Source organism: Andreprevotia lacus DSM 23236 (assembly GCF_900176275.1).
Classification (GTDB): domain Bacteria; phylum Pseudomonadota; class Gammaproteobacteria; order Burkholderiales; family Chitinibacteraceae; genus Andreprevotia; species Andreprevotia lacus.
Map to the genome: position 1 here is coordinate 87,447 of NZ_FWXD01000008.1, position 23,457 is coordinate 110,903.

A 23,457-nucleotide genomic window follows, 5' to 3' on the forward strand; every position below is an offset into this window, starting at 1 on the left:
GTGCTAAATCGGCAAACTGTGTGCACAACAGTTTGCCGCTTTGCGGTATAAACGGGAGCAGATGCTCCCGTTTTCGTTATGACGCTTTTCGAGACCCGCCATGCAAGACTTCGACTTTGACGACCTTCATCCCGACACCCTGGCTATCCGCGCTGGCACCACGCGCACCGAATTCGGCGAGCACTCGGATGCGATGTATCTGACCTCCAGTTTCTGTGTCGGCAGTGCAGAAGAAGCGTCGCTGAAGTTCACCAACCAGATTCCCGGCTTCATCTACTCGCGCTTCACCAATCCGACCGTGACCGCATTCGAAGAGCGCCTGGCCGCGCTGGAAGGTGCCGAGAAGGCGATTGCTACTGCTTCGGGCATGGCGGCCATTCTGGCGCTGGGCATGGCACACCTGAAGGCGGGTGATCATGTCGTGGCCTCCAATGGCCTGTTTGGCGCCACCATCCAGCTGTTCAACACGTATTTTGCCAAGTTCGGCGTGGAAATCAGCTATGCCAGCCCGACCGATCCGGCGGCGTGGCAGGCTGCGGCCAAGCCCAACACCAGGCTGTTCTTCCTCGAAACACCGTCCAACCCGTTGACCGAGGTGGCCGATATCCGGGCGATTGCCGATATCGCCCACGCCAATGGCGCGCTGCTGGCGGTCGATAACTGCTTCTGCACTCCCATCCTGCAGCAACCGCTCAAGCTCGGCGCTGATCTGGTGGTGCACTCGGCCACCAAGTATCTGGACGGGCAGGGGCGCGTGCTGGGCGGCGCTGTGGCGGGCAAGAATGAGCTGGTTGACCCGGTGTACCTGTTCCTGCGCACTGCTGGCCCCAGCCTGTCGCCATTCAATGCCTGGGTGATCCTGAAAGGCATGGAAACGCTGCCGCTGCGCATGCGCGCGCATTGCGACAACGCACTCAAGCTGGCGCAATGGCTGGAGCAACAACCGCAAATCGAACGCGTGTATTACCCCGGCCTGCCGTCGCACCCGCAATATGCGCTGGCGCAGCAACAGCAGAAGGGCGGTGGCGGCATCGTGTCGTTTGAGGTCAAGGGCGGCCGCGACGCGGCGTGGGCATTGGTTGATCGCGTGCAGTTGCTGTCGCGCACGGCCAACCTGGGTGACGTGCGCAGCACCATTACCCACCCGGCCAGCACCACGCACGGCCGTGTGACGCCGGAAGCGCGCGCCGCTGCCGGTATCCGCGAAGGGCTGATCCGCATCTCGGTCGGTCTGGAAAACATCGACGACCTGATTGCCGATCTGCAACGCGGCCTGGCTTGAGCACCAACAGGCCGGGGTGATCTTGCCCCGGCCGCTGGTACTTTTTCGCTGCCAGCGCATGATGGCGGCGATAAACTGGTTACATTCTTTCCAGTATGGGGACGACCCCATGCTGCGCCTATCGACGGGGACGGCCCCATGTAATGGAGCTGATCATGTCCCCGTCCTTGTTACCCTGGATTTCCCTCATTTTTGCTGGCCTGTTTGAAGTAGCGTGGGCACTTGCCCTCAAGGCTTCGCAAGGGTTCAGCAAACCACTGCCAACCCTCATCTTTGCTGTAACTGCTGCGGTCAGCATGGTTTTGCTGGCCTATGCCATGAAGCATCTGCCGGCTGGTACGGCCTACGCCATCTGGACCGGTATCGGTGCCGTCGGCACGGTGGTACTGGGCATGGTCTGGTTTGGCGATCCGGTCAATATGCTGCGCATCGCGTCCATTGTGCTGATTCTGGCTGGCATCATCGGCCTCAAACTTGCCTGAACCCAGGCCAAGGCTAATAGACGCTTTGGCGCCATTGCTGGCAACCCATCCCGGAAACCCCTGATACCCGATCCACGCACGCGAGTGGAAGATCGCAAGTCTTGCGAAAGAAGTAGTTCTATAGTCTGGACTACAGCCGCGCAACGTTGCGCAGGCAAGGCGATGTCTTCAAGGGGGTATGCATGGACGGAGTGAAGAAATGGGGAGTCTGGCTGCTGGTCGGGCTGGTGGGCGCGTTTGCGTTTGCCACGCTGGCACTGAGCCGGGGAGAACATGTCAATGCAGTATGGCTGGTGACGGCCGCTGTTGCCTGCTATGCGATAGCGTATCGCTTCTATAGCCGCTTCATTGCCGACAAGGTCTTCGAGCTGGATGACCGCCGCCTGACCCCGGCAGAGCGCCGCAATGATGGCCTCGACTACGTGCCAACCAACAAGTGGGTGCTGTTCGGCCATCACTTTGCCGCCATTGCCGGCGCCGGCCCGCTGGTGGGGCCGATCCTGGCGGCGCAGATGGGCTATCTGCCTGGCACCTTGTGGATTCTGATCGGCGTGATGCTGGCGGGCGCGGTGCAGGATTTCCTGGTGCTGTTCATTTCCACCCGCCGCGATGGCCGTTCGCTGGGCGAAATGGCCAAGCAGGAGCTGGGGCAATTTGCCGGCGTGGTGGTCATGCTGGGCGCGTTGGGGGTAATGATCATCATCCTGTCCGCATTGGCGCTGGTGGTGGTCAAGGCACTGGCCGACAGCCCGTGGGGCACCTTCACGATTGCGGCAACGATCCCCATTGCCTTGTTTATGGGCGTGTACATGCGCTTCATCCGCCCCGGCCGCATTGGCGAGATTTCGGTGATCGGCTTCGTGCTGATGATGCTGGCCATCATTTACGGCGAGGACATCGCGCACAGCCCGACCTGGGGCCCGTTGTTCACCTTGCATGGCACCGAGCTGACCTGGGCGCTGGTGATCTACGGCTTTGTGGCCTCCGTGTTGCCGGTGTGGCTGCTGCTGGCGCCGCGTGACTATCTGTCCACTTTCCTCAAGATCGGCGTGATCGTCGGTCTTGCGGTCGGCATCGTGTTTGCTGCGCCGGATCTGAAAATGCCGGCGGTATCGCGCTTCATCGACGGTAGTGGCCCGGTGTTTGCGGGCAGCCTGTTCCCCTTCCTGTTCATTACCATTGCCTGCGGCTCGATCTCGGGCTTCCATGCGCTAGTGGCTTCCGGGACGACCCCGAAGCTGGTCGAGCGCGAAAGCCACATGCGCATGATCGGTTATGGTGCGATGCTGATGGAATCCTTCGTGGCCATCATGGCGCTGATCTGCGCGTCGGTGATCGACCCGGGCGTGTACTTCGCGCTCAATTCACCGGCCGCGCTGATCGGCAAGACGGTGGAATCGGCCTCGCAAGCGATCAACGCCTGGGGCTTCGTAATTACGCCGGAGATGCTGAGCCAGATCGCTGCCGACGTGGGTGAGAAGAGCATTCTGTCCCGCGCGGGCGGTGCACCGACCTTTGCTGTTGGTATGGCGCACATCGTGACCGACATCTTCCACAGCAAGGCGATGATGGCGTTCTGGTATCACTTCGCCATCCTGTTCGAGGCGCTGTTCATTCTGACCGCGGTCGATGCCGGTACGCGTGCCTGCCGCTTCATGGTGCAGGATCTGGCTGGCGTAGTGGTGCCGGGGCTGGGTCGCAGCCGTTCGTGGGCGGGCAACCTGATCGGCACGGCTGTCGCTGTCAGTGGCTGGGGTTATTTCGTCTATCAAGGCGTGGTTGACCCATTGGGCGGCATCAATACCTTGTGGCCGTTGTTCGGTATCGGCAACCAGATGCTGGCATCGATGGCGCTGATCCTGGGCACGGTGGTGCTGTTCAAGATGAAGAAGGAGCGCTACGCGTGGGTGACGGTGCTGCCGACCGCATGGCTGTTCATCACTTCGATGAGTGCAGGCTGGCAGAAGATATTCAGCAGCAACCCCAAGATCGGCTTCCTGGCCGTGGCCGACAAGTTCAACGCTGCCGCAGTGCAGGGCAGCTTGCTGGCACCGGCCAAGACGGTAGCGGACATGCAGCGCATCGCCTTCAACAACCAGATCAATGCGGCGCTGTGCGGCTTCTTCATGCTGGTGGCGGTGGTGATGTTGATTGCTGCTTTCTTCAATATCCGCCGCGCACTGGCCGCGCGTGAAGTGACGGCGCGCGAGATCGATCCGCAATACCGAGGCGAGGTGCCCAGCCATGCTTGATCTGTCACACCTGCTGGGCAAGCCTGCGCCACGTGGTGATGCCTATGCCCAATACCTGCAGCAACATGCCGTGCAGCACGGCAGCGGTCAGCCGATGAGCCAGGCCGACTTCGAGCGCTACAGCCTGGGGTCGGACTGGCTGGGCGGCCTCAAGGATGCCGCGCGCAAAGTGGTGCAGACCTGCCGGTTGATGGTGGGCATCCATGACTACGAGTATTACCTGCAGCACATGCGCGAGCGCCACCCGGACGCAACGCCGATGAGCCGCAACGATTTCTATCGTTACTGCCTGGAGGCGCGTTTTCCGAGTGCGGACAGGGCTGCAGGTGGCAAGTGCCCGTGCTGATGTCCTGGTAGCGCAATAGCAAAAAGGCCGTCATTGACGGCCTTTTTGCTTGGGGTGGCGTGCTGGTTCAGTCCCGGTCGGGGCTGGCTGCTATCTCCAGTCACCGCGCAATTCTCGCACCTTCTGCTCCAGCGCATCCTTGCTGGCCTCGGCTGCCGGCACCGGCTGGCCCACGCGCAGGCCGATTTTCGACCAGATACCGCGCGGCATCTTCATCATCGCTGCGCCATCCTTGCGGCTGAAAAAACTGCCCCACAGGCCCTGCAGCGCAATGGGTACCACTGGCACCGGGGTACGACGGATGATGTCGTCGATGCCGGGGCGGAAGGGCTGGATGTCGCCATCGCGCGTGATGCCGCCTTCGGGGAAGATGCAGACCACTTCGCCTTGCTCAAGATATTCGGCCACACGATCAAATGCCTTGGTTTTGAGCTCGGCATTTTCCTTGGCGGGCGCGATGGGGATAGCACCAGCGGTGCGGAAAATGAAGCTCAGCACCGGAATCCTGAAAATATGGTGGTCCATCACGAAGCGCACCGGGCGGCGCACCGCGCCGGCCAGGATCAGCGCATCCATGAAGCTGACGTGGTTGCATACCAGCACGCAGGCACCTTCCTCGGGAATGCGCTCCAGGCCTTCCTGGTGGATGCGGTACAGCGTGTGGGTGGCAATCCACACCAGGAAGCGCATCAGGAATTCCGGCAGCAGCGTATAGATATAGGCTGCGACGACCAGATTAAGCAGCGCGGCAATCAACAATACATGCGGAATGCTGACTTTAAAATGCGCCAGCGTGGCGGCAAAGATGGCCGAGCCGACCATGAACAGCGAGTTCATGATGTTGTTGGCGGCAATGGCGCGCGAGCGGAAGTCGGCCGGTGCGCGCGATTGCATCAACGCATACAGCGGTACGATGTAGAAACCACCAAATACACCGATGAGCAGGAAGTCCACCATCAAACGCCAGTGTGCAGCCTGCTGGGCAAAGCTGTACCAGGTCAACTCGGTGGCAGAGAAAGCCGGGGTAGCAAAGTAAAGATCAATACCGAACAGACACAGGCCGATGGAACCGAACGGCACCAGGCCCAGCTCGACCTTGCGGCCGGACAAGCGTTCACAAAACATCGACCCCAGGCCGACGCCAAGCGAGAACAGCGTCATCAGCAAGGTATAAACCGTTTCGTCGCCGTGTAATACGTCGGACGCGTAGGTCGGCAGTTTGGAGAGATAAATCGCGCCAAGAAACCAGAACCACGAGATCCCCAGCAGCGACAGCCAGACCGGCCGGCTCTGGCTGGCCTGTGCGATCATGCCCCAGGTCTGGCTGGCAAAGTTCCAGTCCACCTTGAGGTCAGGCACCGCACTGGGCGCAGGTGGCATCTGGCGCGATGACAGATAGCCGACGATGGCACACAGCAGCAATGCGGTGACGATGGTGATGTGGGTCGGGTCGGCCTTCACCAGCAGGGTGCCGGCAATCTGGCCGATGATGATGGAGACAAAAGTACCCATCTCGATCATGCCGTTGCCACCCACCAGCTCCTGCGGTTGCAGGTATTGTGGCAATACGCTGAACTTGAGCGGGCCGAACAGCGTGGAGTGGATGCCCATCAGGAAGATGGTCGACATCAGGATCACGCCGTTGTTGAGCCAGAAGCCCAGCGAGGCGATCAGCATGATGCCGATTTCCAGTACCTTCACCAGGCGGGCGACCACGGCCTTGTCATACTTTTCGCACAACTGGCCGCTGGTGGCCGAGAACAGGAAGAAGGGCAGGATGAACAAGCCGGCGGCGAGCTGGATCATCAGCTCCGGCGACAGGCCGAGCATGCGCATGCCGTGGAAGTTGATCAGTACCACCACGGCATTTTTCAGCAGATTGTCGTTGAAAGCGCCAAAAAACTGCGTAATGAACAGCGGCAGAAAGCGCCGGGTTGTGAACAGGTCAAACTGGTTGTGCTGATGCATGGTCGCCACTTTGTATCAGTTGTCGTGGCAGTTTAACCGAAACCTGCATGCCGCTCTCATCCCGCTTGCATGCGTATTGCGTATTGATCCTGCTCAGATCGTGAACTGATCCAGTTTGTCATGCAGCACGCGCGCCTGTTCGCGCAGATCGCTGGCCGAGCCGCTGTTGCGCTGCGCGATCGACGCATTGGCTTCGGCGCTGTGCGCCACGTTTTCCACACCACGTGCCAGTTGCGAGCTGGCGACCGTTTGCTCGCGCGTGGCCTCGGCAATGTCCTGCAACACGTTGAAGACGCGATCTGCCTCGCTGTGGATGCGCTCAAGCACGCTGCCGGTTTCTTCCACCGATTGCACGCCTTCGCGCATCTGGCTGGATACGGCGACGATCTCGGCAGCCACTTGCTGGGTATCCCCGACAATGCCGCCCACCAGCTGGCTGATCTGTTGCGTGGACGCGCTGGTGCGTTCAGCCAGCTTGCGTACCTCGTCGGCCACCACGGCAAAGCCGCGCCCTTGCTCGCCTGCGCGCGCGGCCTCAATGGCGGCATTCAGCGCCAGCAAATTGGTCTGGTCCGCGATCTCCTTGATGACGCCGACGATGCTGGATATCTCGCTCGACCGTTCGCCCAGGCGGCTGATCTGGCCGGAGGCGTCGTTGGCTGCGGTAGCGATGCGCTGCATCTCCTCCACGGTGCGCTCCATCAGGCGCCGGCCATCCTTGCTGGCCTCCAGCGCGGACTGGCCCGCTTGCCTGGCGCTGCCGGCCGTATCGGCAATGTGCCCGATACTGACGGTGATCTGTTCTACCGTTGCGGCCATGCTGGAGGCGGATTCGCTCTGCCGCATGCTGCTGGAGGCAACCTGCTCGACGGCATCGCCCATATTGCGTGCCGTGCCGTCAACCGCGTCGGCGGTGCTGCGTATCTCGCCGATCAGCGCTTGCAGGCGCTCGGCGGCGTGATTGAAATGCAGTGTGAGCTGGGCGATCTCGTTGCGGCTGCTTTCCTCGGCGGGGATGTCGATGCGGGCAGAGAGGTCGCCTGCGCCAAACCGGTCCACCGCGCCAACCACGCTGGCCAGCGGCTTGAGGCGTGACTTGAGCGCCAGATAGAGCAGCACCAGTATCAATGCACCAAAAATGACGCAAGCCACGATCAGCCGGTTGCGCAGCGCCACACTGTCGGCCGTGAATTCGTCCAGAAAGCTGCCGGAAGCCACTACCCAGTTCCAGTCTGGTACGGCGGAAAACACCACGATTTTTGCAGCAGGCCGGTTGCCCTGATCCGGATTAGGCCAGTCATACCGATAGGTGCCGGTTTTTTGCGTAACCAGGTGGCTTATGGTGGAGAGCGCATCGCCCTGCAGTACGTCGCCTGCATATTTACCGGGATATTGCGGGTGGATGATGAAGCGCGCGACCTTGTCCTTGTCTGCCGCAAGGATGTACACATAGCCGGTCTTGCCGACCTTGATGCCATCGATCACCTTGCCCAGCGTGGCCAGCTCGCGCGACAGGTCGATGCGCGTCTGGTACCAGCCGGCAATTTCTCCTCCCGGGTTCTTGATCGGGCGGGCACGGGTCAGGTAATAGTGATCATTGCGCATTACCAGCCCGAGGTAATCGTGGCCGCCGGTAATGGCCTGCAGGATGGGGTCATCCGCCTTGATGCTGGAACCCAGCATCGACTTGCCGTCCTTGTCCTTGAGCAGCGTGGTGATGCGCACGAATTTACCAGCGCTGGTGCGGGCAATCACGGCGGCCTCGGCCCCGGTTTCGCGCTTCAGGCGTTCAAGGATATCGGTATTGCCGTTGATGACCAGCTCGCCGGCCTTGACCAGTGGCGCATCGCCGGCGCTGCCGGTGGCCTGGGTCTCTGCCGAAATGGCAAATTCGCCCGGTAGCTGTTTCTGGAATAGCTCCATGGTGCCTTCGGAGCGGAGCAGGGCACCCTCGTAGGCCAGCTTCAGGCTGCCCTTGACCAGTTCAAGCTGATCGCTGAGCCCTTTCTGCGCGGTGTCCAGCGCAACGCGGTTCACGCTCAGGCTGGTCATGGCAATCAACGCGGCAAAGACCAGCACGCACACGATGATGGTGAGCATGGCGATCTGCTCGACGATGGGGCGGTGGCGTAGCGTGAACCCGGGCATGGCAATCTCCGCACTCGCGCGATGCGATGTAACCGATATAGTCGATTGCCGAGCGGCTTACAGGAATATGCCGCGTGCCTGCCGATGGAGCGCTGTTATGGCTGCATCAGGCTGGCCAGATTGCCCCAAGCACGCGCGGCCCGTGTGCACCGGTCACCGCCGGCAGATTGGCCGGTTTGCGGGCCAGGCAGCGTTCGGCCAGCCAGGCAAAGGCGTACGCCTCTACCCAGTCCGGATCCAGGCCAAGCTGTTCGGTGGTGCCGACGCGCACACCAGCCAGCCCGGCTGCAATCCGTGCCATCAGCAGCGGGTTGTGTGCACCGCCGCCACAGAGATAGACCTCGTCTACGTCGTCACCACAGCTCTTGATGGCGGCAACAATGCTGTCTGCGGTCAGCGCAGTCAGCGTGGCCTGGATATCGGCAGGGGCGTCATTGCGGCCGGTGAGCTGCGCCTCCAGCCAGCCGATGTCGAACAGGTCGCGGCCGGTACTCTTGGGGGCAGGTTGCGAGAAATACGGTTCGGCCAGCAGCCATTGCAGCAGATCGGGAATGACCGTGCCGCTCGCACCCCAGGCGCCGCCGGCATCAAAGCGCTCCCCTTGGTGGCGTTGTATCCACATATCGATCAGCACATTGCCCGGGCCGGTATCGAAGCCGGTGACCTTGCCGCTGGCCGGCAGATCGGTCAGGTTGGCGATACCGCCGATATTGACGAGGACACGATGCTTGCCGGTGCCGCCAAATAGCGCCTGGTGAAAAGCAGGCACCAGTGGGGCACCCTGGCCACCCGCAGCAATGTCGCGGCTGCGGAAGTCACTGACCACCGTGATGCCGGTCAATTCGGCAAGGCGTGCGTGATTGCCAAGCTGTACCGAAAAGCCCAGCTCTGGCCGGTGCCTGACCGTTTGTCCATGGTTGCCGATGGCGACGATGTCGCGTGCCTGCAGCCCGGCTTTGGCCAGCAAGGCCAGCACGGCATCAGCGTAAACGCCTGCCAGTTTGTTGGCCGCGAGTTGCGCCAGATGCAGCTCGTTCTCGCTGGGCGCCTGCAGGCGCATCAGCGCGCTGCGTAGCTCGTCCGACAGCGGGTGGCCGTGTGCGGCCACCATGCGCGGCTTGATGTCGGAAAAATCGACGATGGTGGCATCGACGCCATCCAGGCTGGTGCCGGTCATCAGACCGATAAAATAGCGGCTTGTGCTCATGGCTGCAGTTTAGGCTGTGATGCGCCCCCGTCGTCAATCCCGGGTGGCTTCATGTTGAAGGAAACTTGCCGTGCTGCTATCGGGTATAGCGCATGCGTGGTGGTGTTGCGCATCACGTGGCGTGCAAGACGAAAGTGTGAGCAGCCTTGCCAAATCAAGTGTTCATGGCATTCCACAGCGCCAGCGCTTCTTTCTTGCTGTCGGCCTGCTGGCTGATCTGATTGCAGTTGCCATTGCGGCCGAATTTGCCGCACTGTACCCAGAAACGTTTGGAGCCGGAACGGCCGTGCTCGCCCGGGGCACCGCATTTCTTGCAGGGTTTCATCGGTGTTGGTGCTGGAGTGGGCGTAGTCATGAGCTGGTTCGCAAGCAAATGACCATTGTAGCCAATTGCGCGGCGCGCTAGAACGGCTTGGCCACCATCAGCCAGTACACCACCAGCAAACCGCCGAAGGCCGGGAAACCCAGCACCGTCCACCAGCGCTCCATATGCCAATAGCGCACGGGCAGGGCGGTGTGCCCCGCTTGGGCAGCCTGCTGCGCCATATCACGCATGCGCAGCTGCAGCCAGACCACGGGCAGCCAGCACAGGCCGGCAATGGTGTAGAGCAGCAGGGTAAGCCCCACCCAGTTCCAGCCCGCTTGCCAGCCGGCCTGTTGCAGCATCCACCAGCCAGACAAGGGTTGGAAAATGACCGCTGGCGTGGTAAACCACCAGTCGGCACGGGCAACCCAGCGCGTGACCACCGCGATGGCCTGCACATTGCGGCTGCGGTTGGTGAAGAACATGTAGAAAGCAGTCCCGAAACCGGTGCCAAACATCAGGGTGGCAGACAGGATGTGCAGGGTCTTGATGAATAGATAGAGCATGTCAGTCGTCCTCGGTATGCAATAGCGCCAGCATGGCGGCCACCAGCACCGCGTTCTTGAGCAAGGGGCCGAATGGGTGAGCCAGGAAATCCGGCAGAAATAGGGCAACGAGCACGGTATACGCTGCAGTCAGCAGCAGTTGCGCCTGCCAGAGCAAACGGCCGGGCCGCCAGAGTGTGAGTAGCCCGAAGCCGGCATCGAGCAACGATGAAGCAATACGCGCAGGTGCTTGCAAGCCCGCCGGCACATGGCAGGCTGCCAGCAACTGCTCGCTGGCGGCTGCCGGGTACACCCACAGCGAGACGACCGCCGTGCCTAGCCAGACCGATGCAAGCCCCAGGCGCAGCATCAATCTGGCCCCGCCCAGGCGCTGCTGCAGCCTTTGCGTTTGCGTCACAAATGCGCCCGGGGTTTGCATGGGGGCCGGCAACAGCGCGGCAAAATCCGTGTTGTCGGCATGGCTGCCGATACGCAGCATGGCCAGACTGTCGCGCGTCAGCAGGCTGCCGGGTAGCGCGTTGCACATCTGCGCAGACAAATTGGCCAGCCAGTCAGGAAACGGCAATCGGCACAAACGTTGCCTGGGGGATAGTTCGCGCAGATAGTCAGCCAGCGTCAACACGCGTGGCCCGGTCGCGGCAACAATGCGAGAGCCTGGCTGGTGCAGCAGGGTGGCACAGCCATGGGCAAGGTCATCAATGTGGATGGGCTGCAGCAGGGTGTCTGCCGCAGGTAGTGGCAACAGGGGCAGCGAGGCCAGCTGCAGGAACAGCTGGCTGCTGGCGCCATCTGCACCGTAAACCAGCCCCGGCCGCACGATGTGCCAATCCAGCCCGGAAGACTGCAGCATGGCCTCGCCGGCAGCTTTGCTGCGCCAGTAGGCGCTGGGGGCATCCGGCGCAGCCCCCAGGGCGGAAATCAACAGCACGCGCTGTACCCCGGCCTGCCGGCAGGCCGCGTATAGCGCCTGTGGCGCGATGACTTGCACGGTTTCGAAATCGCCCGGCTTGCGCTCGCGGAACAGCCCGACGCAGTTAACCACAGCATCGATGCCCTGCAGGCGTGGCAACCAGCTCGCGCTGTCCAGATCGCGCTGGAAATCGACAGCAATCTGCCCCGGCTTGTTGGCGCAGCGCACCCCTTCGATCACCTGATCGCCTTGTTGCAACAACGCAGCCTTGATATGGCGGCCGATAAACCCATCGGCGCCCAACAAGAGTACACGCATGGCTTACTCCCGCCACAACGGCGTGCTGCACCGGCCGTTTGGGCAGGCCGGGGCGATCACGCTGCTGATGCTGTAGCGGTAACGCGCCAGCAGGATATACGCTCGGCGCCACATGGGCCGCAGCAGGCGCACGCGCAGCGGCCATGCCAGCCAGCGCATGCCGGCAGCCAGACAGATCGCTTCCAGCGCCGGCACACCTCGCAGCCACAGACCGTCGTCACGGCGCACATGAATTTCGTACATCATGTCGGCCAGCGGGATGCCGGTAGTGGTCGCGTCAAAGTCCGGGCTGGCGGCGTCAACCAGCTGTATGGCCTGCGGAGCCCGAGCGTGCCAATAGTGCATGCCGGTGCTGCACAGCGCGCATTGGCCATCAAAGTACACGGTCAGCATGCTGGCCTCCTGTTGCGCAAAGTCCCTTGTTGCAGCGGCGGCGCGCGGCAAAACGGGTGTAGGCCATATCAAACAGCTGGCGCAAGCCGGGTAGCTCGGTCATCGCCACCAGCCAGCCCAGCCCCACGCGGCGATACATGTCCCGCACCGCGCTGGCCCCGCGCAGGAAGTGTCCGTCACCGTCACGAACATGCAGATCAACCAGCAGTACATTTGCCGGCAAGCCGCTATCGTTGTCCGGGCCGTGTATATCCACGCAGCGCAGACGGTTGTGGCGATCAAGCCGGCGCAGCATGCCGATTTCATGTCGGCACAATGGACAATGGCCGTCGAAGTAGATCGTGTACATGATTTCTCCTTTTTCTGCATGAACAGAAATATCTGCGCCTTTTAAAGCCCGCCGAGGCGGGCCTTTGAATCAATCACAGCAGTGCGCTGCCAGCTTGTGTCGCCTCAGTCGTCAGCACGGCCAAGCATTTTCTGCACGCGCGCGCCCAGCTTGAGGATTTTCATCAGCGTTTCCGGCGGCAGGCGCTCCATCTCCTTGATCCAGGCCGTCAGCGTCTCCATGAAATCGAGCACATCCTGCATGCGCTGCAGTGCTGCTTCGTCGCCTGCTTCGCCCTGTTCCATCACGCAGTCGCGCAACACCGTCAAGGTGGGGTCGAACTCGCGCCGCTTGCGCTCATCCACAATGGTGCGGAACAACTGCCACACATCCTTGCTGGTTTCAAAGTGATCGCGCCGATCACCCAGCACGTGCACCACTTTGACCAAGCCCCAGTTCTGCAGCTCTTTCAGGCTGTTGCTGACGTTGGAGCGGGCCACCACCAGCGTTTCGGCGATGTCTTCGGCATTCATCGGCTGCTCGGCCAGGAACAGCAAGGCATGAATCTGCGACACGGTACGGTTGACGCCCCAACGGGTGCCCATTTCGCCCCAGTGCAGGACGAATTTTTGTTTGACGGGGGTGAGGTGCATGGTCTGATCTGGCACTAAATTCTGTTAATACAGAAATTAATGCAGCACTGAGAAAAATACAAGTGGCCTTGCATTGAACCGCACTGAAAGCAGTAAGTGCAGGGCGGTTTTTACTTTTTTAGCTGGCTTATCGAATATACCTGGTGAAGTCAGCTTGTTTGATGCTTTTTTTGACTTGTAGAAAGTATTTGTGATAACGGGCAAGCCAATACAGTCAGCTATGGCTATGACAGCCTCTCTCGGCTTGCTACCGTTCAATACCTGGATGGCGGGGTGCGCAAATATGTTTACGAAGACCCGCTCAATTTCTATCTATTGACCGGCATCGTCGACGAGAACAGTGGCCGCTTTGCTACCTGGCACTACAACGACAAAGGCCGGGCGATCTCCAGCGAGCATGCCGGTGGCGTAGAGCGCCAGAGCCTGAGCTTCGGTGGGGATGCAAAAGTTGGCCCGCGCTGGACGGATGTGACTGATGCGTTGTCGGTCACGCGCCGTTACACCTTTACCCTGAATGCGGGGTTGTGGCTGGTGAGCAGCGTAGACCAGCCTGCCGGCGCCGGCTCTGCTGTTGCCAGTAGCAGCACAAGCTACGACAAGGCAGGTAACTTGGCCAGCCATACCGATTTTAATGGCACCACCACCACCTATAGCTATGACGTGGTGCGCGCACTGCAAAACAGCCGTACCGAAGCCAGCGGCACACCCGATGCCCGCACCATCACCACAACCTGGCACCCCACCTGGGCGCTGCCGGATACCGTAACTGAACCGAACCGCAACACCAAGTTCGAGTACGACACCAAGGGCAACTTGATCAAGAAGACGATCACCGCCAGCAATGGTGACAAGCGCGTGTGGAGCTGGACCTACCGTGACTATGGCCTGCTCTGGACCGCCACCGACCCAAGCAACCAGGTAACGACCTACACCTACGACACCAAGGGCAACCTGGCCACCATCAGCAACCCGGCCGGGCAGATCACGCAGTTCACCAATTACGACGCCAACGGCAACCTGCTGAGCATGATCGACATCAACCAGCAAACCACCACGTTTGGCTATGACCTGCGCGGTCGCCTTAAAACCCGTAAAACCGGCAGCGAGCAAACCGTGTTTGATTACGACCTGGCCGGCCAGCTCAAGGTGGTGCACTTCCCGGATGGCAGCACGCTCAGCTACGACTACGACGCGGCGCACCGTCTGACCGACATTCGCGACAGCCGCAACGGCCGCATTCATTACGACCTGTTTGACGACGGCAACATCAAGCGCGAAGACCGCTACGACCCGGACGGCACCTTGGCCACCGCGCTGCAGCAAGTCGCCACCCAGCGCGCCACGCCGGCCCAGCAGGCCAAGGCCCAGTAAAAGATCAAGATCGAGACCTGATACATGCACAAGCGTTCTTCGCCGCGCCTGCTGGCGCACCAACTGGGCCGCACCACGGCTGCGGCCTTGCTGGCCGGGCTGTTGTTTGGCGCCACCGCCTATATTGCCAACGGGGCCACCGCCCCCATAGCCTGGCAGGAGGGCGGCACCTACACCGCCGGCCAGCAGGTCACCTATAACGGTGGGCTGTACCAGGCCACCGTGAACCAGACCGATTATGTCGGCGCCGGCTGGAACCCTGCTGCTACGCCGTCGTTGTGGACCTATATCGGGCCGGCCCCCACCGGCACACCTGTGCCGACTGCAACACCGGCACCCACTGCATCCCCCACACCGAAGCCCACCAGCACCCCGGTGCCGACGGCAACACCGACGCCGAAGCCCACCAGCACCCCGGTGCCAACGGCAACCCCGACGCCCAAGCCCACCAGCACCCCGGTGCCGACAGCAACACCGACGCCGAAACCCACCGGCACCCCGGTGCCAACGGCAACGCCCACGCCGAAGCCGACCAGCACGCCGGTACCGACAGCGACACCCACGCCGCTGCCAACGGCAACACCGACCCCGTTGCCGACTGCAACACCGACGCCGCTACCCACTGCAACACCAACGCCCTTGCCGACGGCTACGCCACAGCCTACGGCAACCCCGACCCCGACCAGCACCCCCATTCCGGTAGTGCTGCCCACCCACGCCCCGATCATCAGCAGCTTCTACACCTATGATGCCTTGGGCCGCGTGAAGACGGTCATGGATGCCAAGGGCTATGTCACCGCCTTTGAATATGATGCCAATGGCAACCGCACCAAGCGGACGGACGCCTATAACCGGGTTACCAAGTACACCTACGATGCGCTGAACCGCCTCAAAACCATTACCGATGCCAAGGGCAAGCTCACCACACTGGGTTACGATGCCAACGATCACCTCGTCAGCGTCAAAGACCCGGAAGGCTTCACCACCACCTACGTTTACGATGGTCTGGACAACCTGCGCCAGCTGATCAGCCCCGATACCGGCACCACCAGCTACACGCCGGATGCTGCCGGCCGCACCGCCAGCAAGACCGATGCACGCAACAAGACCGCCAGCTACGGTTATGACAACCTCGGCCGCATCAAGACCATCGCCTACGGTGATCAGACTCACACCTTCAGCTACGACACTGCCCTCAACGGTGTTGGCCGCCTGGGCAGCTTCAGCGATGCCGACGGCAGCACCAGCTACAGCTACGATGCCCTGGGCCACATCACCCAGGTCAGCCGTACCGCCACCGTCAGCGGCGCCAGCTTGATCCAGAAGGTCGGCTATGGCTGGGGCAACAACAACACCCTTACCAGCATCACTTACCCCTCTGGCGCCACCATCAGCTATGTGTGGACCAACGGCGCCATCAGCGCCGTACAGCTGAACGGCAAAAACCTCATCAGCAACATCGCCTGGAGCAACAGCATCGGCGCGCAAAGCTGGACCTGGGGTAACGGCCAGCTCTGGGGCAGGGCAGCCGACCTCAATGGCCGCATTGCCGGTGCCACATCAGGCGACACCATCGTCACCCATGGCTACGACAACGTCGGCAACATCAGCAGCATCACCGATACCAGCCACGACAGCCTGAGCCAAGCCTATGGTTACGACGAACTCGGCCGCCTTGTTCAAGGCACCACCATTGGCGTTACCCGCAACTACAGCTACGACGGTAACGGCAGCCGCACCAACGAAAACCACGGCGCCAGCAACACCGATTACCTCCACGACGCCAACAGCAACAAACTGCTGAACACCACCGGCAGCAACGCCAACAGCTACAGCTACGACGCCAGCGGCAACCGCGCCAACGACGCCGGCATGGTCAACACCTACAACAACGCCGGCCGCCTGATCCAGCTGCAACGTGGCGCTGCCATCACCCAGTACAGCTACAACGCACTGGGCCAACGGCTGCAAAAGACCAATGGCAACGGCACGCTGCGCTACGTCTACGACGAAGCCGGCCACCTGCTGGGCGAGTACCAGGCCAACGGTAGCGCCATCCAGGAAACCATCTGGTTGGGTGACACGCCGATTGCAGTCATCAAACCGAGCGCCGACCCGCAAAACCCCAGCACCTACTACGTCTGGGCCGACCACCTCGGCACCCCGCGCCAGATCACCGCCGCAGCCAACAACCAGCTGGTGTGGCGCTGGGACAGCGAAGCGTTTGGCGACACCCTGCCAAACCAGGACCCGAGCAACAGCGGTACGACATTTGCCTACAACCTGCGCTTCCCGGGTCAGTACTATGATGTTGAGAGCGGGCACTTCTATAACTACTTCCGGGATTATGATCCGGCGACGGGTAGGTATGTTGAGAGTGATCCGATTGGGCTTAATGGCGGGAGTCATTCCACATATGCTTATGTAAACTCGACCCCACTGGTATCTAGCGATTTTTATGGTCTAGAAGAGGGGAGCGCCTCAAATTTGAGGAAAAGAAAGGCAATTGATGAAAATGCACGAAGGAATAATGGTAGTCAAGACTGGGCTTACGATAGAAAAAAAGACAATTTTCCAATCAACTCTAATAAATGCAATAAATTTGTGTTTGACATGGCCAAGAGTGCTGATGCAACTCCAGTAATAAATGGGAGGCCCCCAATGGCAGCAGAGTGGGCAGATTCTAGGACGAAAATACCCAATTGGAGAATGTTGCTGCCAAGTGAAAGCCCGCTCCCGGGAGATGTTGCCGCGTATAAGTTAAATGGAGGCGGTACGGCTTACTCTGGACATACGGGGTTGATGGTTCAAGGAACGAACAACACAGTACTAAATATTAGTGCTCATGGGGATGCAGTTTATAATGTTTCTGGTCAGTTTGAAAATCAGCCAGAAACTCGTTATAGAAGATACACAGGTGATTGATATATGAAAAATTTGCTTCCATTTTTGGCTTTACTTCTTGTTTCATTTGCCCGTGCTGAGTCAGTGCTCAGTATTCGGCTGGATGGGCATGCTTACTATCTAGAAGGGAGGAGTGTCAAATGGGAGCGGCTCGGCGATGAGCTTTATGAGCGTTCGAGAAAATTTCCAGAAACGTATGTAATTATTGAGAGCTCGACATCGCTTGAACAATTGAGTAATGTTCAGAAATTGCTGATGGCGGCAGGATATCAGCATGTGCGGTATTTTTTTGCGGATAGCGAAAAACGTATGATGGGGGAGGTAAGCTTTCTTAGGAAACCCCCAATTCCTTATCGTGCAATAATAAATGGGGAAATGGCTGATTGAACTTCAGAGTCAGTTCCCACCAGGACTTCGGGGTCATGCATTTCACCCCAGTCTGACCTAAAAATCCGGTAGAAAAATCCGGGGTCAGATACCGCGGAAATCCGGGGTCAGAAATCCGGGGTCAGGTCTTGCAATCCAACATTTTGTTTCCTAGCTTGTTGGTATGGCTCGACCTCTGCGCATCGAACTTTCTGGCGGTCTCTATCACGTCACTTCCCGCGGTGATCGGCGCGAGGATATTTACTTTGACGATACCGATCGGCAAGCGTGGCTGACCTTGCTGGGGCAGGTGTGCCAGCGGCACAACTGGGTCATCCATGCCTGGTGCCAGATGAGCAACCATTACCATCTGGTTGTTGAAACGCCCGAAGGTAATCTGGCGCAGGGCATGCGGCAGCTCAACGGTGTGTATACGCAGCATGTCAATCGCCGCCATCGCCGTGTAGGGCATGTATTCCAGGGGCGCTACAAAGCCATACTGGTCGAGAAAGAGGGCTATTTGCTGGAACTGAGCCGCTATGTGGTGCTCAATCCCGTGCGTGCCGGCATGGTGGCCTTGCCCGAATCCTGGCCATGGAGCAGCTATCTGTGCATGGTGGGTGAAACGTTGGCGCCGGATTGGCTGCAAACCGCTTGGTTACTGGGGCAATTCGGAACGCGGCGCCACAACGCCATGGCTGCGTATGCCGATTTCGTCCGACGCGGCGTGGGTTTGCCCAGCCTGTGGGATCGGCTTGTGGGGCAAATCTTTCTCGGCTCACCCGAATTCGCCGCGCGCATGGCCGCGCTGATCGACAGCGAGCCACTCAAGGAAGTACCACGAGCGCAGCGCCGGCCCCTGGCTCAGCCGCTTGATCATTACTCACGCCATGAAAACCGAAAACAGGGCATGGTAGCAGCCTACCGGACTGGCGATTACACCATGCAGGAGATCGCGATTCACTTCGGCGTGCACTACGCCACGGTCAGTCGGGCGATCAAGGCGGCGGAAATGTATGATTGCAAGACATGACCCCAGAACTGATGTGACCCCGGAACTCTTGGGAACTCCTGTGACCCCGGAACTCTATAAAAAAGCAGATGAAATGAACAAAAATTTATGGCCTGACTTTAAGAAGGTGAGGGATGGTCGTGATAAATAAATTTTTGTCGGTGATATTTTTGACTCTTCTTGCTTCCTCATTCGTATATGGAAGTAAGAGTGAGCATGAGGCAGAGCGATACAATCTTGATAAAATTGTAGATGGCCTTGAAAAATTTAGGGCCGATTTTGGTTGCTATCCAAATGCGGGATGCGGACTGGATTGTTTGAAGTCTAATTTGCGCCATGACATGAAGTGGAAGGGGCCGTACGTTTTAAGTGATGTAGACTTTCAAGATTTAAATGGTAGGCCTGTCATATATCGCTTTAACAAAGGTACGTTCATCTTATATTCTGTTGGGGAGAATGGGGTTGATGATAATGGTGGTGGCGATGATATTAAGCCCCATTTGCCTGGGGACGGATGGAATATACTTATAATAGGTGAGGCTATTTTATTATTTATTTTCTCTGCCTTGATTGTCGTGTTTTTTATCACTAAATTTCTAAGAAAAAAATGGGGTTAAAAAACGGGATTAGATACCAATACTATTTGGTTAGGTCAAGAAAGCCAATCAAAAATATCGCCGCAGGCTGATTTGATATGAAGAAAAACGTCTAACCAAACAGTATTGAGACCTGACCCCGGAACTCTGTGACCCCGGAACTCTGCTTAAATGAATGTGCGGAAAATGATTAGAAAATTTAAAATAGCCCTATTTGTAGCGGTGACTTTATGTGGGCAGTCTATTGCAGGGGGTGTTCGGATTGTTTCTTTTGGTATTGAGACGTACAAGCCAATTTCGGTTTCTGACTTGATAGAGAAGCCAACAGTTATTTGTGATTTAAATAAAAATGGCTTGATAAATGAAATGCAGTCGCTTTCTCGTAAAGGGCCTGGAAAATTCTCAAAATTGAGGGTGCGCGCTCTTGTTAGAGAAGGGAGTGCATCAATGTTGGTTGATGCTGATGGTTATATAAATAGGCGGCGAGACAGGATAAATCTCAAGGTTTTTTTAAATTTGGTCGAAAATTATTCTTCTGCAGGATGTGGGGGAAATCTGAAGAAAATAATACTGCCACAATAAGGTAAAAAAATCCGGAGTCAGGTCTCAATACTGTTTGGTTAGAGCAATCTCCGCTCTTCCCGCTCCTGCACCTGCGCTGACCAGTCCCCCTGCCGTCTTCGTCGCTAGTAATGGTCAGGGACTAGACATTGAGCATCCCCCTGCATGTAGTTATGCAATGGGATTGGCCGACGAAAAATCAGCTGCAAAATATCTCGCTTTCTGGTGCTATTTATCCTCTGCCGGGTTATAAGAAAATACCGGCACAAAATCATCCGGCGCAATGCTGGTGTCGAATTTGTAGTGCGCGTAATTGGCGGGGTCCACCATATCGAGTTTGATCAATATGGTGTGCGGTGATTGCGCAGTGCGTTTTTCCAGGTGGTTTACTACAGCGCTGGTGACTACTCTGGCCTGGCTGACCGCCTTGGTGTCGGCAGAGGCGGCGATATCGCCTGTTTTGATCAGGTTGGCGATTTCTCGGGTTAGATCATAAGCCACTACCTTGATTTTTTTATCCAGGCCGGCGTCCTTGAGCCTGGCGCTGGCGGCCGGTGCGCAGCCGGTGCAGCCCAGGATGTAATCCAGTTTTTTGCCATGTGCATTGATTAATTGCTCGGCCAGTTGTGATTGCGGTATACGGCCGCTATCACCGTATTTTATGGCGAGGATATGAATATCCAGCGGGGCTTTTTTGGCGGCAGCCTGGGTGCCTTCCACTTCGCCGGTTACCCAGCCAGCGCCTTGCGGCCCGGGCAGCAGGCCGATATTGATGCTCTTCAATCCGCGTTTTTGCGCATCGCGAATGATCCAGCGCATGGCTTCCTCGCCCATGCCGCGCAACGAGGTGGTGACCTTGATATTGAAATCGTCGCTGGTGCTGTCATTGGCCAGCTCGAATACCGGAATGCCCTGCGCGCGTGCTTTGGCAATCGATGGGTTGTTTGCTACCAGGTCTATCGGGGATACAACGATGGCATCGTATTTCTCGGTAATCAGCTCGTTCATTTTTCTGAGCTGACCTTTCAGGTCGTCATAACCATCGGCCACGTATATGTCCGCGGCGATGCCCAGGCGTTTTGCCTCGGTCATCACGCCATAGTCGCAGCCCACCCAGTAGGGGTCCTTGATGTGCGGAAAAAGAAAGGCAATGCGCCACGGCTTACTGGCGCGCTCGGCCATGCCGAAATAGCTGGGCTTTACCTGGCCGGTGTTCAGCGCATCATCTGCAGTACCGTTGGGTTTCAGTGGCGGATAGATCGAGAACCCCACGATGCGATCATAAGATTGTACTGCGGGGATGGGTTGGGCGGCGCAGGGCGACGCCGACACAAGGCCTGCCAGCACGCAGAATGCCAGCATGGTGTTGCATTTGATCCTTGCAAATGCTTCGACAGTCTTTTGTTTTTTCATATTATTGCGCAAACAGCGGGTCAATTTTTAGGCAAACGCACGGCTTGCTTATTGAGGGCATTCAATTGAAGTCGCTCGCAATATAGAGTGTGGCAGGAGGAATGAAAAGCACCGTGTGTCTATATATGCGACCGTCGTCGTACAGGGGATATGCGAGGCATCCCGCGGCAATTACTCCGTGTACCGATCATTGTAAGGCCCCACCGCTAAACCAGATTTTATTGGCGGCACCCGGTTTGCGGGCGCCGCCAGGGTCTACCCATGCGCCTACCGCTGTAGTGCAGGTGCTGGTGCAGGCATGGCAAACCATAGCTCTTGCCGATTGAGCGGCGCACTGTCTGGCAGCCACGCGTTTTCCAGATGGATGCGGGTACGTTTTTCCAGCTGCAGCTGTTTCAATACCGGGTCGAACTGGCGATGGAAGAGGCGATCGAAGCTGCCGTCGCTTATGGCGGCTTCCAGCCCGCGCTGCAGATCGGCCGCCAGTTGCGGTCTTTGCCGGCTGACAAAGAAGTAAAATGCGGCCGGATATTCGATCACGATATGCTGTTCCAGTGCGAGTTCGAGTTCGGCGTGGCTGGCCAGCTCCTGGCTGATTTCGAGCACTGAGCGTGGAAAGTAGTCAAAGCGCCCGGTGGCCAGCTGCTTGAACAGCGCTTCATAGCTGCTGCTGGTCTCCACCTTCAGACCACTGTCGCGCAGGATGCGGGTATCGGGCCAGTCATGCATCTGACCGGCGGTGTAGGGTTTGAGGTCTTGCCGGGTTTGGACGCGGCTGAATAATTCGCCCCGGCCGGGCGGCAGCAGGGCGATGCGCCAGCCGATCAATCCCTTGTCGATGGGGATGCGGATGGGCAGCAGGCGGGTTTCCCGGTCGGCATCGGTCATGGTCCAGATGATGTCGATGCTGCCGTTGCTGCGCGCAAGCTCTTCAATGGCGCGACTTTGCACCATGATGATGTCGGATTGCCGCAGGGTGTAGCGCTTGCCGGACTTTTGCACCGCCAGCTTGAGCACGGCCAGCACGTAGTCGAGTTGCGGGTCGTGCGTGGCTTGATGGCGTGGATAAACAATGGTGTCTGCCGTGGCCACACTCATGCACAAACAGCACCAGCATGCCAATAACAGCTTGCGCATGGCTTCCCCTCCAGCAACCGCTCATGCTGAAAGCTTACAAGCTGCTCAACCGAAACGCGCCCACGCCTGCCGAACGGTCTGCGTCTGGATTTGCACCGTATCGCTGATCGGTGTGGCATAGCCACCGCCCATGGTGATGGCAACGGGCAGGCCAAAGCGGGTGCAGGCATCCAGCACCATGGCATCGCGTTGTGCCAGGCCATCCATGCTGAGGGAGAGTTTGCCCAGACGGTCGCCGGCGTAGGGATCGGCACCGGCCAGATAGATGATGAGGTCGGGCCGGGCCAGCTCAAGCAGCCTGGGCAGTGCGCCGGCCAGGGTGGCGAGGTAGTCGGCATCGCCGGTGCCGTCGGCCAGCTCGATGTCCCAGTCGCTGTGCTCTTTCTGGAACGGAAAGTTGTTCTGCCCGTGCATGGAAAAAGTGAACAGCTCGGGTGCATCAGCCAGCATGGCTGCCGTGCCGTTGCCTTGATGCACGTCCAGATCCAGCACCAGTGCACGATTGATCACGCCTTCGGCATGCAACACCCGGAGGGCTACCGCGCTGTCGTTGAACACGCAAAAGCCGCTGCCACGCTCGGCATACGCATGGTGGGTGCCGCCAGCCAGCGAGACGCCACAACCTTGCTGCAGTGCGGTGCGGCAGGCAGCGAGGGTGGCGCCGGTAGAGTAGCGCGAACGGGTGACCAGCTCGGCCGACCAAGGCAGGCCAATGGCGCGCTCCTCGGCAGCGCTGAGCGCGCCGGCATTCAGGCGGGCGATATAGTCGGCGGTGTGGGCGTGCAGCAGCTCGGCATCGCTGGCCGCCGGCGCATCGACGATGAGATGGGGTGCGAAGGCCTCGACCGCCTCGCGCAGCAGCCGGTACTTTTCTGCCGGGAAGCGGTGGCCAGCCGGCAGGGGCAGCGGGTGCTGATCGGTGCGGAAAATCTGCATCGGC

The 23,457-nt window shown here is 59.1% G+C and carries 22 protein-coding genes; 10 read left to right on the forward strand and 12 right to left on the reverse strand.

Annotated elements, in window-relative coordinates; translation table 11 throughout:
• The first annotated feature begins 100 nt into the window (after positions 1–100).
• The 4 genes from B9A19_RS08280 to B9A19_RS22775 all read left to right on the forward strand — a co-directional run bounded on the left by B9A19_RS08280 (position 101) and on the right by B9A19_RS22775 (position 4,362).
• A complete protein-coding gene (locus B9A19_RS08280; RefSeq protein ID WP_084090319.1) occupies positions 101–1,282 on the forward strand; it encodes an O-succinylhomoserine sulfhydrylase in 1,182 nt (393 codons plus the stop codon).
• 155 nt (positions 1,283–1,437) lie between these two features.
• A complete protein-coding gene (gene sugE / locus B9A19_RS08285) occupies positions 1,438–1,764 on the forward strand; it encodes a quaternary ammonium compound efflux SMR transporter SugE (protein ID WP_084090391.1) in 327 nt (108 codons plus the stop codon).
• Positions 1,765–1,946: 182 nt separating this feature from the next.
• Positions 1,947–4,016, forward strand: coding sequence for a carbon starvation CstA family protein (locus B9A19_RS08290; protein ID WP_084090320.1), 2,070 nt, complete (start codon positions 1,947–1,949; stop codon positions 4,014–4,016).
• Positions 4,009–4,362: a YbdD/YjiX family protein gene (locus B9A19_RS22775; RefSeq protein ID WP_084090321.1), complete on the forward strand. Its 354-nt coding sequence runs from the start codon at positions 4,009–4,011 to the stop codon at positions 4,360–4,362. The genes B9A19_RS08290 and B9A19_RS22775 overlap by 8 nt, the downstream gene beginning before the upstream one ends.
• 90 nt (positions 4,363–4,452) lie before the next feature.
• On the opposite strand, the gene B9A19_RS08300 is transcribed toward B9A19_RS22775, so the two are convergent.
• The 9 genes from B9A19_RS08300 to B9A19_RS08340 all read right to left on the reverse strand — a co-directional run bounded on the left by B9A19_RS08300 (position 4,453) and on the right by B9A19_RS08340 (position 13,157).
• Positions 4,453–6,330 carry an MFS transporter gene (locus B9A19_RS08300; RefSeq protein WP_084090322.1) on the reverse strand — a complete coding sequence of 626 codons (1,878 nt, stop codon included), beginning with the start codon at positions 6,328–6,330 and terminating at the stop codon, positions 4,453–4,455.
• A 93-nt stretch (positions 6,331–6,423) separates the two neighbouring features.
• On the reverse strand, positions 6,424–8,478 hold the full coding sequence (locus tag B9A19_RS08305; RefSeq protein ID WP_084090323.1) for a methyl-accepting chemotaxis protein: 2,055 nt from the start codon (positions 8,476–8,478) through the stop codon (positions 6,424–6,426).
• 106 nt (positions 8,479–8,584) lie between these two features.
• Complete coding sequence (locus B9A19_RS08310) at positions 8,585–9,685, reverse strand: anhydro-N-acetylmuramic acid kinase (RefSeq protein WP_084090324.1); 1,101 nt, start codon at positions 9,683–9,685, stop codon at positions 8,585–8,587.
• 154 nt (positions 9,686–9,839) lie between these two features.
• Positions 9,840–10,040 (reverse strand): Lar family restriction alleviation protein, encoded by a 201-nt coding sequence (locus tag B9A19_RS08315; RefSeq protein ID WP_084090325.1) that lies wholly within the window; start codon positions 10,038–10,040, stop codon positions 9,840–9,842.
• A gap of 47 nt (positions 10,041–10,087) precedes the next feature.
• Positions 10,088–10,555: a DUF2269 family protein gene (locus B9A19_RS08320; protein ID WP_084090326.1), complete on the reverse strand. Its 468-nt coding sequence runs from the start codon at positions 10,553–10,555 to the stop codon at positions 10,088–10,090.
• Between the two features lies 1 nt (position 10,556).
• Positions 10,557–11,783: an NAD(P)H-binding protein gene (locus B9A19_RS08325; protein WP_084090327.1), complete on the reverse strand. Its 1,227-nt coding sequence runs from the start codon at positions 11,781–11,783 to the stop codon at positions 10,557–10,559.
• Between the two features lie 3 nt (positions 11,784–11,786).
• The gene (locus B9A19_RS08330; protein ID WP_084090328.1) at positions 11,787–12,176 is read right to left on the reverse strand and encodes a thiol-disulfide oxidoreductase DCC family protein; all 390 of its coding nucleotides are present in this window, start codon (positions 12,174–12,176) and stop codon (positions 11,787–11,789) included.
• Positions 12,157–12,525, reverse strand: coding sequence for a thiol-disulfide oxidoreductase DCC family protein (locus tag B9A19_RS08335; protein ID WP_084090329.1), 369 nt, complete (start codon positions 12,523–12,525; stop codon positions 12,157–12,159). The genes B9A19_RS08330 and B9A19_RS08335 overlap by 20 nt, the downstream gene beginning before the upstream one ends.
• A gap of 104 nt (positions 12,526–12,629) precedes the next feature.
• Positions 12,630–13,157 carry a GbsR/MarR family transcriptional regulator gene (locus B9A19_RS08340; RefSeq protein ID WP_084090330.1) on the reverse strand — a complete coding sequence of 176 codons (528 nt, stop codon included), beginning with the start codon at positions 13,155–13,157 and terminating at the stop codon, positions 12,630–12,632.
• Between the two features lie 273 nt (positions 13,158–13,430).
• On the opposite strand from B9A19_RS08340, the gene B9A19_RS08345 reads away from it, so the two are divergent.
• From B9A19_RS08345 to B9A19_RS22080, 6 genes are all read left to right on the forward strand, one after another.
• A complete protein-coding gene (locus tag B9A19_RS08345) occupies positions 13,431–14,528 on the forward strand; it encodes an RHS repeat domain-containing protein (protein WP_084090331.1) in 1,098 nt (365 codons plus the stop codon).
• A 24-nt stretch (positions 14,529–14,552) separates the two neighbouring features.
• Entirely contained in the window at positions 14,553–17,453 is a 2,901-nt protein-coding gene (locus tag B9A19_RS08355) for an RHS repeat-associated core domain-containing protein (RefSeq protein ID WP_176216850.1), read from the forward strand.
• Positions 17,454–17,456: 3 nt separating this feature from the next.
• Complete coding sequence (locus B9A19_RS22075) at positions 17,457–17,819, forward strand: hypothetical protein (protein ID WP_139798737.1); 363 nt, start codon at positions 17,457–17,459, stop codon at positions 17,817–17,819.
• A gap of 163 nt (positions 17,820–17,982) precedes the next feature.
• The gene (locus B9A19_RS08360; RefSeq protein WP_084090333.1) at positions 17,983–18,831 is read left to right on the forward strand and encodes an REP-associated tyrosine transposase; all 849 of its coding nucleotides are present in this window, start codon (positions 17,983–17,985) and stop codon (positions 18,829–18,831) included.
• A gap of 113 nt (positions 18,832–18,944) precedes the next feature.
• Positions 18,945–19,427, forward strand: coding sequence for a type II secretion system protein GspG (locus B9A19_RS08365; RefSeq protein ID WP_084090334.1), 483 nt, complete (start codon positions 18,945–18,947; stop codon positions 19,425–19,427).
• Positions 19,428–19,577: 150 nt separating this feature from the next.
• Positions 19,578–19,988 carry a hypothetical protein gene (locus tag B9A19_RS22080; protein WP_139798738.1) on the forward strand — a complete coding sequence of 137 codons (411 nt, stop codon included), beginning with the start codon at positions 19,578–19,580 and terminating at the stop codon, positions 19,986–19,988.
• A 207-nt stretch (positions 19,989–20,195) separates the two neighbouring features.
• On the opposite strand, the gene torT is transcribed toward B9A19_RS22080, so the two are convergent.
• From torT to B9A19_RS08380, 3 genes are all read right to left on the reverse strand, one after another.
• Complete coding sequence (gene torT, locus B9A19_RS08370; RefSeq protein ID WP_217807014.1) at positions 20,196–21,239, reverse strand: TMAO reductase system periplasmic protein TorT; 1,044 nt, start codon at positions 21,237–21,239, stop codon at positions 20,196–20,198.
• 408 nt (positions 21,240–21,647) lie between these two features.
• On the reverse strand, positions 21,648–22,478 hold the full coding sequence (locus tag B9A19_RS08375) for a transporter substrate-binding domain-containing protein (RefSeq protein ID WP_084090335.1): 831 nt from the start codon (positions 22,476–22,478) through the stop codon (positions 21,648–21,650).
• Between the two features lie 84 nt (positions 22,479–22,562).
• The gene (locus B9A19_RS08380) at positions 22,563–23,453 is read right to left on the reverse strand and encodes a histone deacetylase family protein (RefSeq protein ID WP_084090336.1); all 891 of its coding nucleotides are present in this window, start codon (positions 23,451–23,453) and stop codon (positions 22,563–22,565) included.
• Positions 23,454–23,457 lie beyond the last annotated feature (4 nt).

Coding starts and splice junctions, on each gene's coding strand:
- B9A19_RS08280 (WP_084090319.1), top strand. CDS start 101: ATGCAAGACTTCGACTTTGACGACCTTCATCCCGACACCCTGGCTATC.
- sugE (WP_084090391.1), top strand. CDS start 1,438: ATGTCCCCGTCCTTGTTACCCTGGATTTCCCTCATTTTTGCTGGCCTG.
- B9A19_RS08290 (WP_084090320.1), top strand. CDS start 1,947: ATGGACGGAGTGAAGAAATGGGGAGTCTGGCTGCTGGTCGGGCTGGTG.
- B9A19_RS22775 (WP_084090321.1), top strand. CDS start 4,009: ATGCTTGATCTGTCACACCTGCTGGGCAAGCCTGCGCCACGTGGTGAT.
- B9A19_RS08300 (WP_084090322.1), bottom strand. CDS start 6,330: ATGCATCAGCACAACCAGTTTGACCTGTTCACAACCCGGCGCTTTCTG.
- B9A19_RS08305 (WP_084090323.1), bottom strand. CDS start 8,478: ATGCCCGGGTTCACGCTACGCCACCGCCCCATCGTCGAGCAGATCGCC.
- B9A19_RS08310 (WP_084090324.1), bottom strand. CDS start 9,685: ATGAGCACAAGCCGCTATTTTATCGGTCTGATGACCGGCACCAGCCTG.
- B9A19_RS08315 (WP_084090325.1), bottom strand. CDS start 10,040: ATGACTACGCCCACTCCAGCACCAACACCGATGAAACCCTGCAAGAAA.
- B9A19_RS08320 (WP_084090326.1), bottom strand. CDS start 10,555: ATGCTCTATCTATTCATCAAGACCCTGCACATCCTGTCTGCCACCCTG.
- B9A19_RS08325 (WP_084090327.1), bottom strand. CDS start 11,783: ATGCGTGTACTCTTGTTGGGCGCCGATGGGTTTATCGGCCGCCATATC.
- B9A19_RS08330 (WP_084090328.1), bottom strand. CDS start 12,176: ATGCTGACCGTGTACTTTGATGGCCAATGCGCGCTGTGCAGCACCGGC.
- B9A19_RS08335 (WP_084090329.1), bottom strand. CDS start 12,525: ATGTACACGATCTACTTCGACGGCCATTGTCCATTGTGCCGACATGAA.
- B9A19_RS08340 (WP_084090330.1), bottom strand. CDS start 13,157: ATGCACCTCACCCCCGTCAAACAAAAATTCGTCCTGCACTGGGGCGAA.
- B9A19_RS08355 (WP_176216850.1), top strand. CDS start 14,553: ATGCACAAGCGTTCTTCGCCGCGCCTGCTGGCGCACCAACTGGGCCGC.
- B9A19_RS22075 (WP_139798737.1), top strand. CDS start 17,457: ATGAAAAATTTGCTTCCATTTTTGGCTTTACTTCTTGTTTCATTTGCC.
- B9A19_RS08360 (WP_084090333.1), top strand. CDS start 17,983: ATGGCTCGACCTCTGCGCATCGAACTTTCTGGCGGTCTCTATCACGTC.
- B9A19_RS08365 (WP_084090334.1), top strand. CDS start 18,945: ATGGTCGTGATAAATAAATTTTTGTCGGTGATATTTTTGACTCTTCTT.
- B9A19_RS22080 (WP_139798738.1), top strand. CDS start 19,578: ATGAATGTGCGGAAAATGATTAGAAAATTTAAAATAGCCCTATTTGTA.
- B9A19_RS08375 (WP_084090335.1), bottom strand. CDS start 22,478: ATGAGTGTGGCCACGGCAGACACCATTGTTTATCCACGCCATCAAGCC.
- B9A19_RS08380 (WP_084090336.1), bottom strand. CDS start 23,453: ATGCAGATTTTCCGCACCGATCAGCACCCGCTGCCCCTGCCGGCTGGC.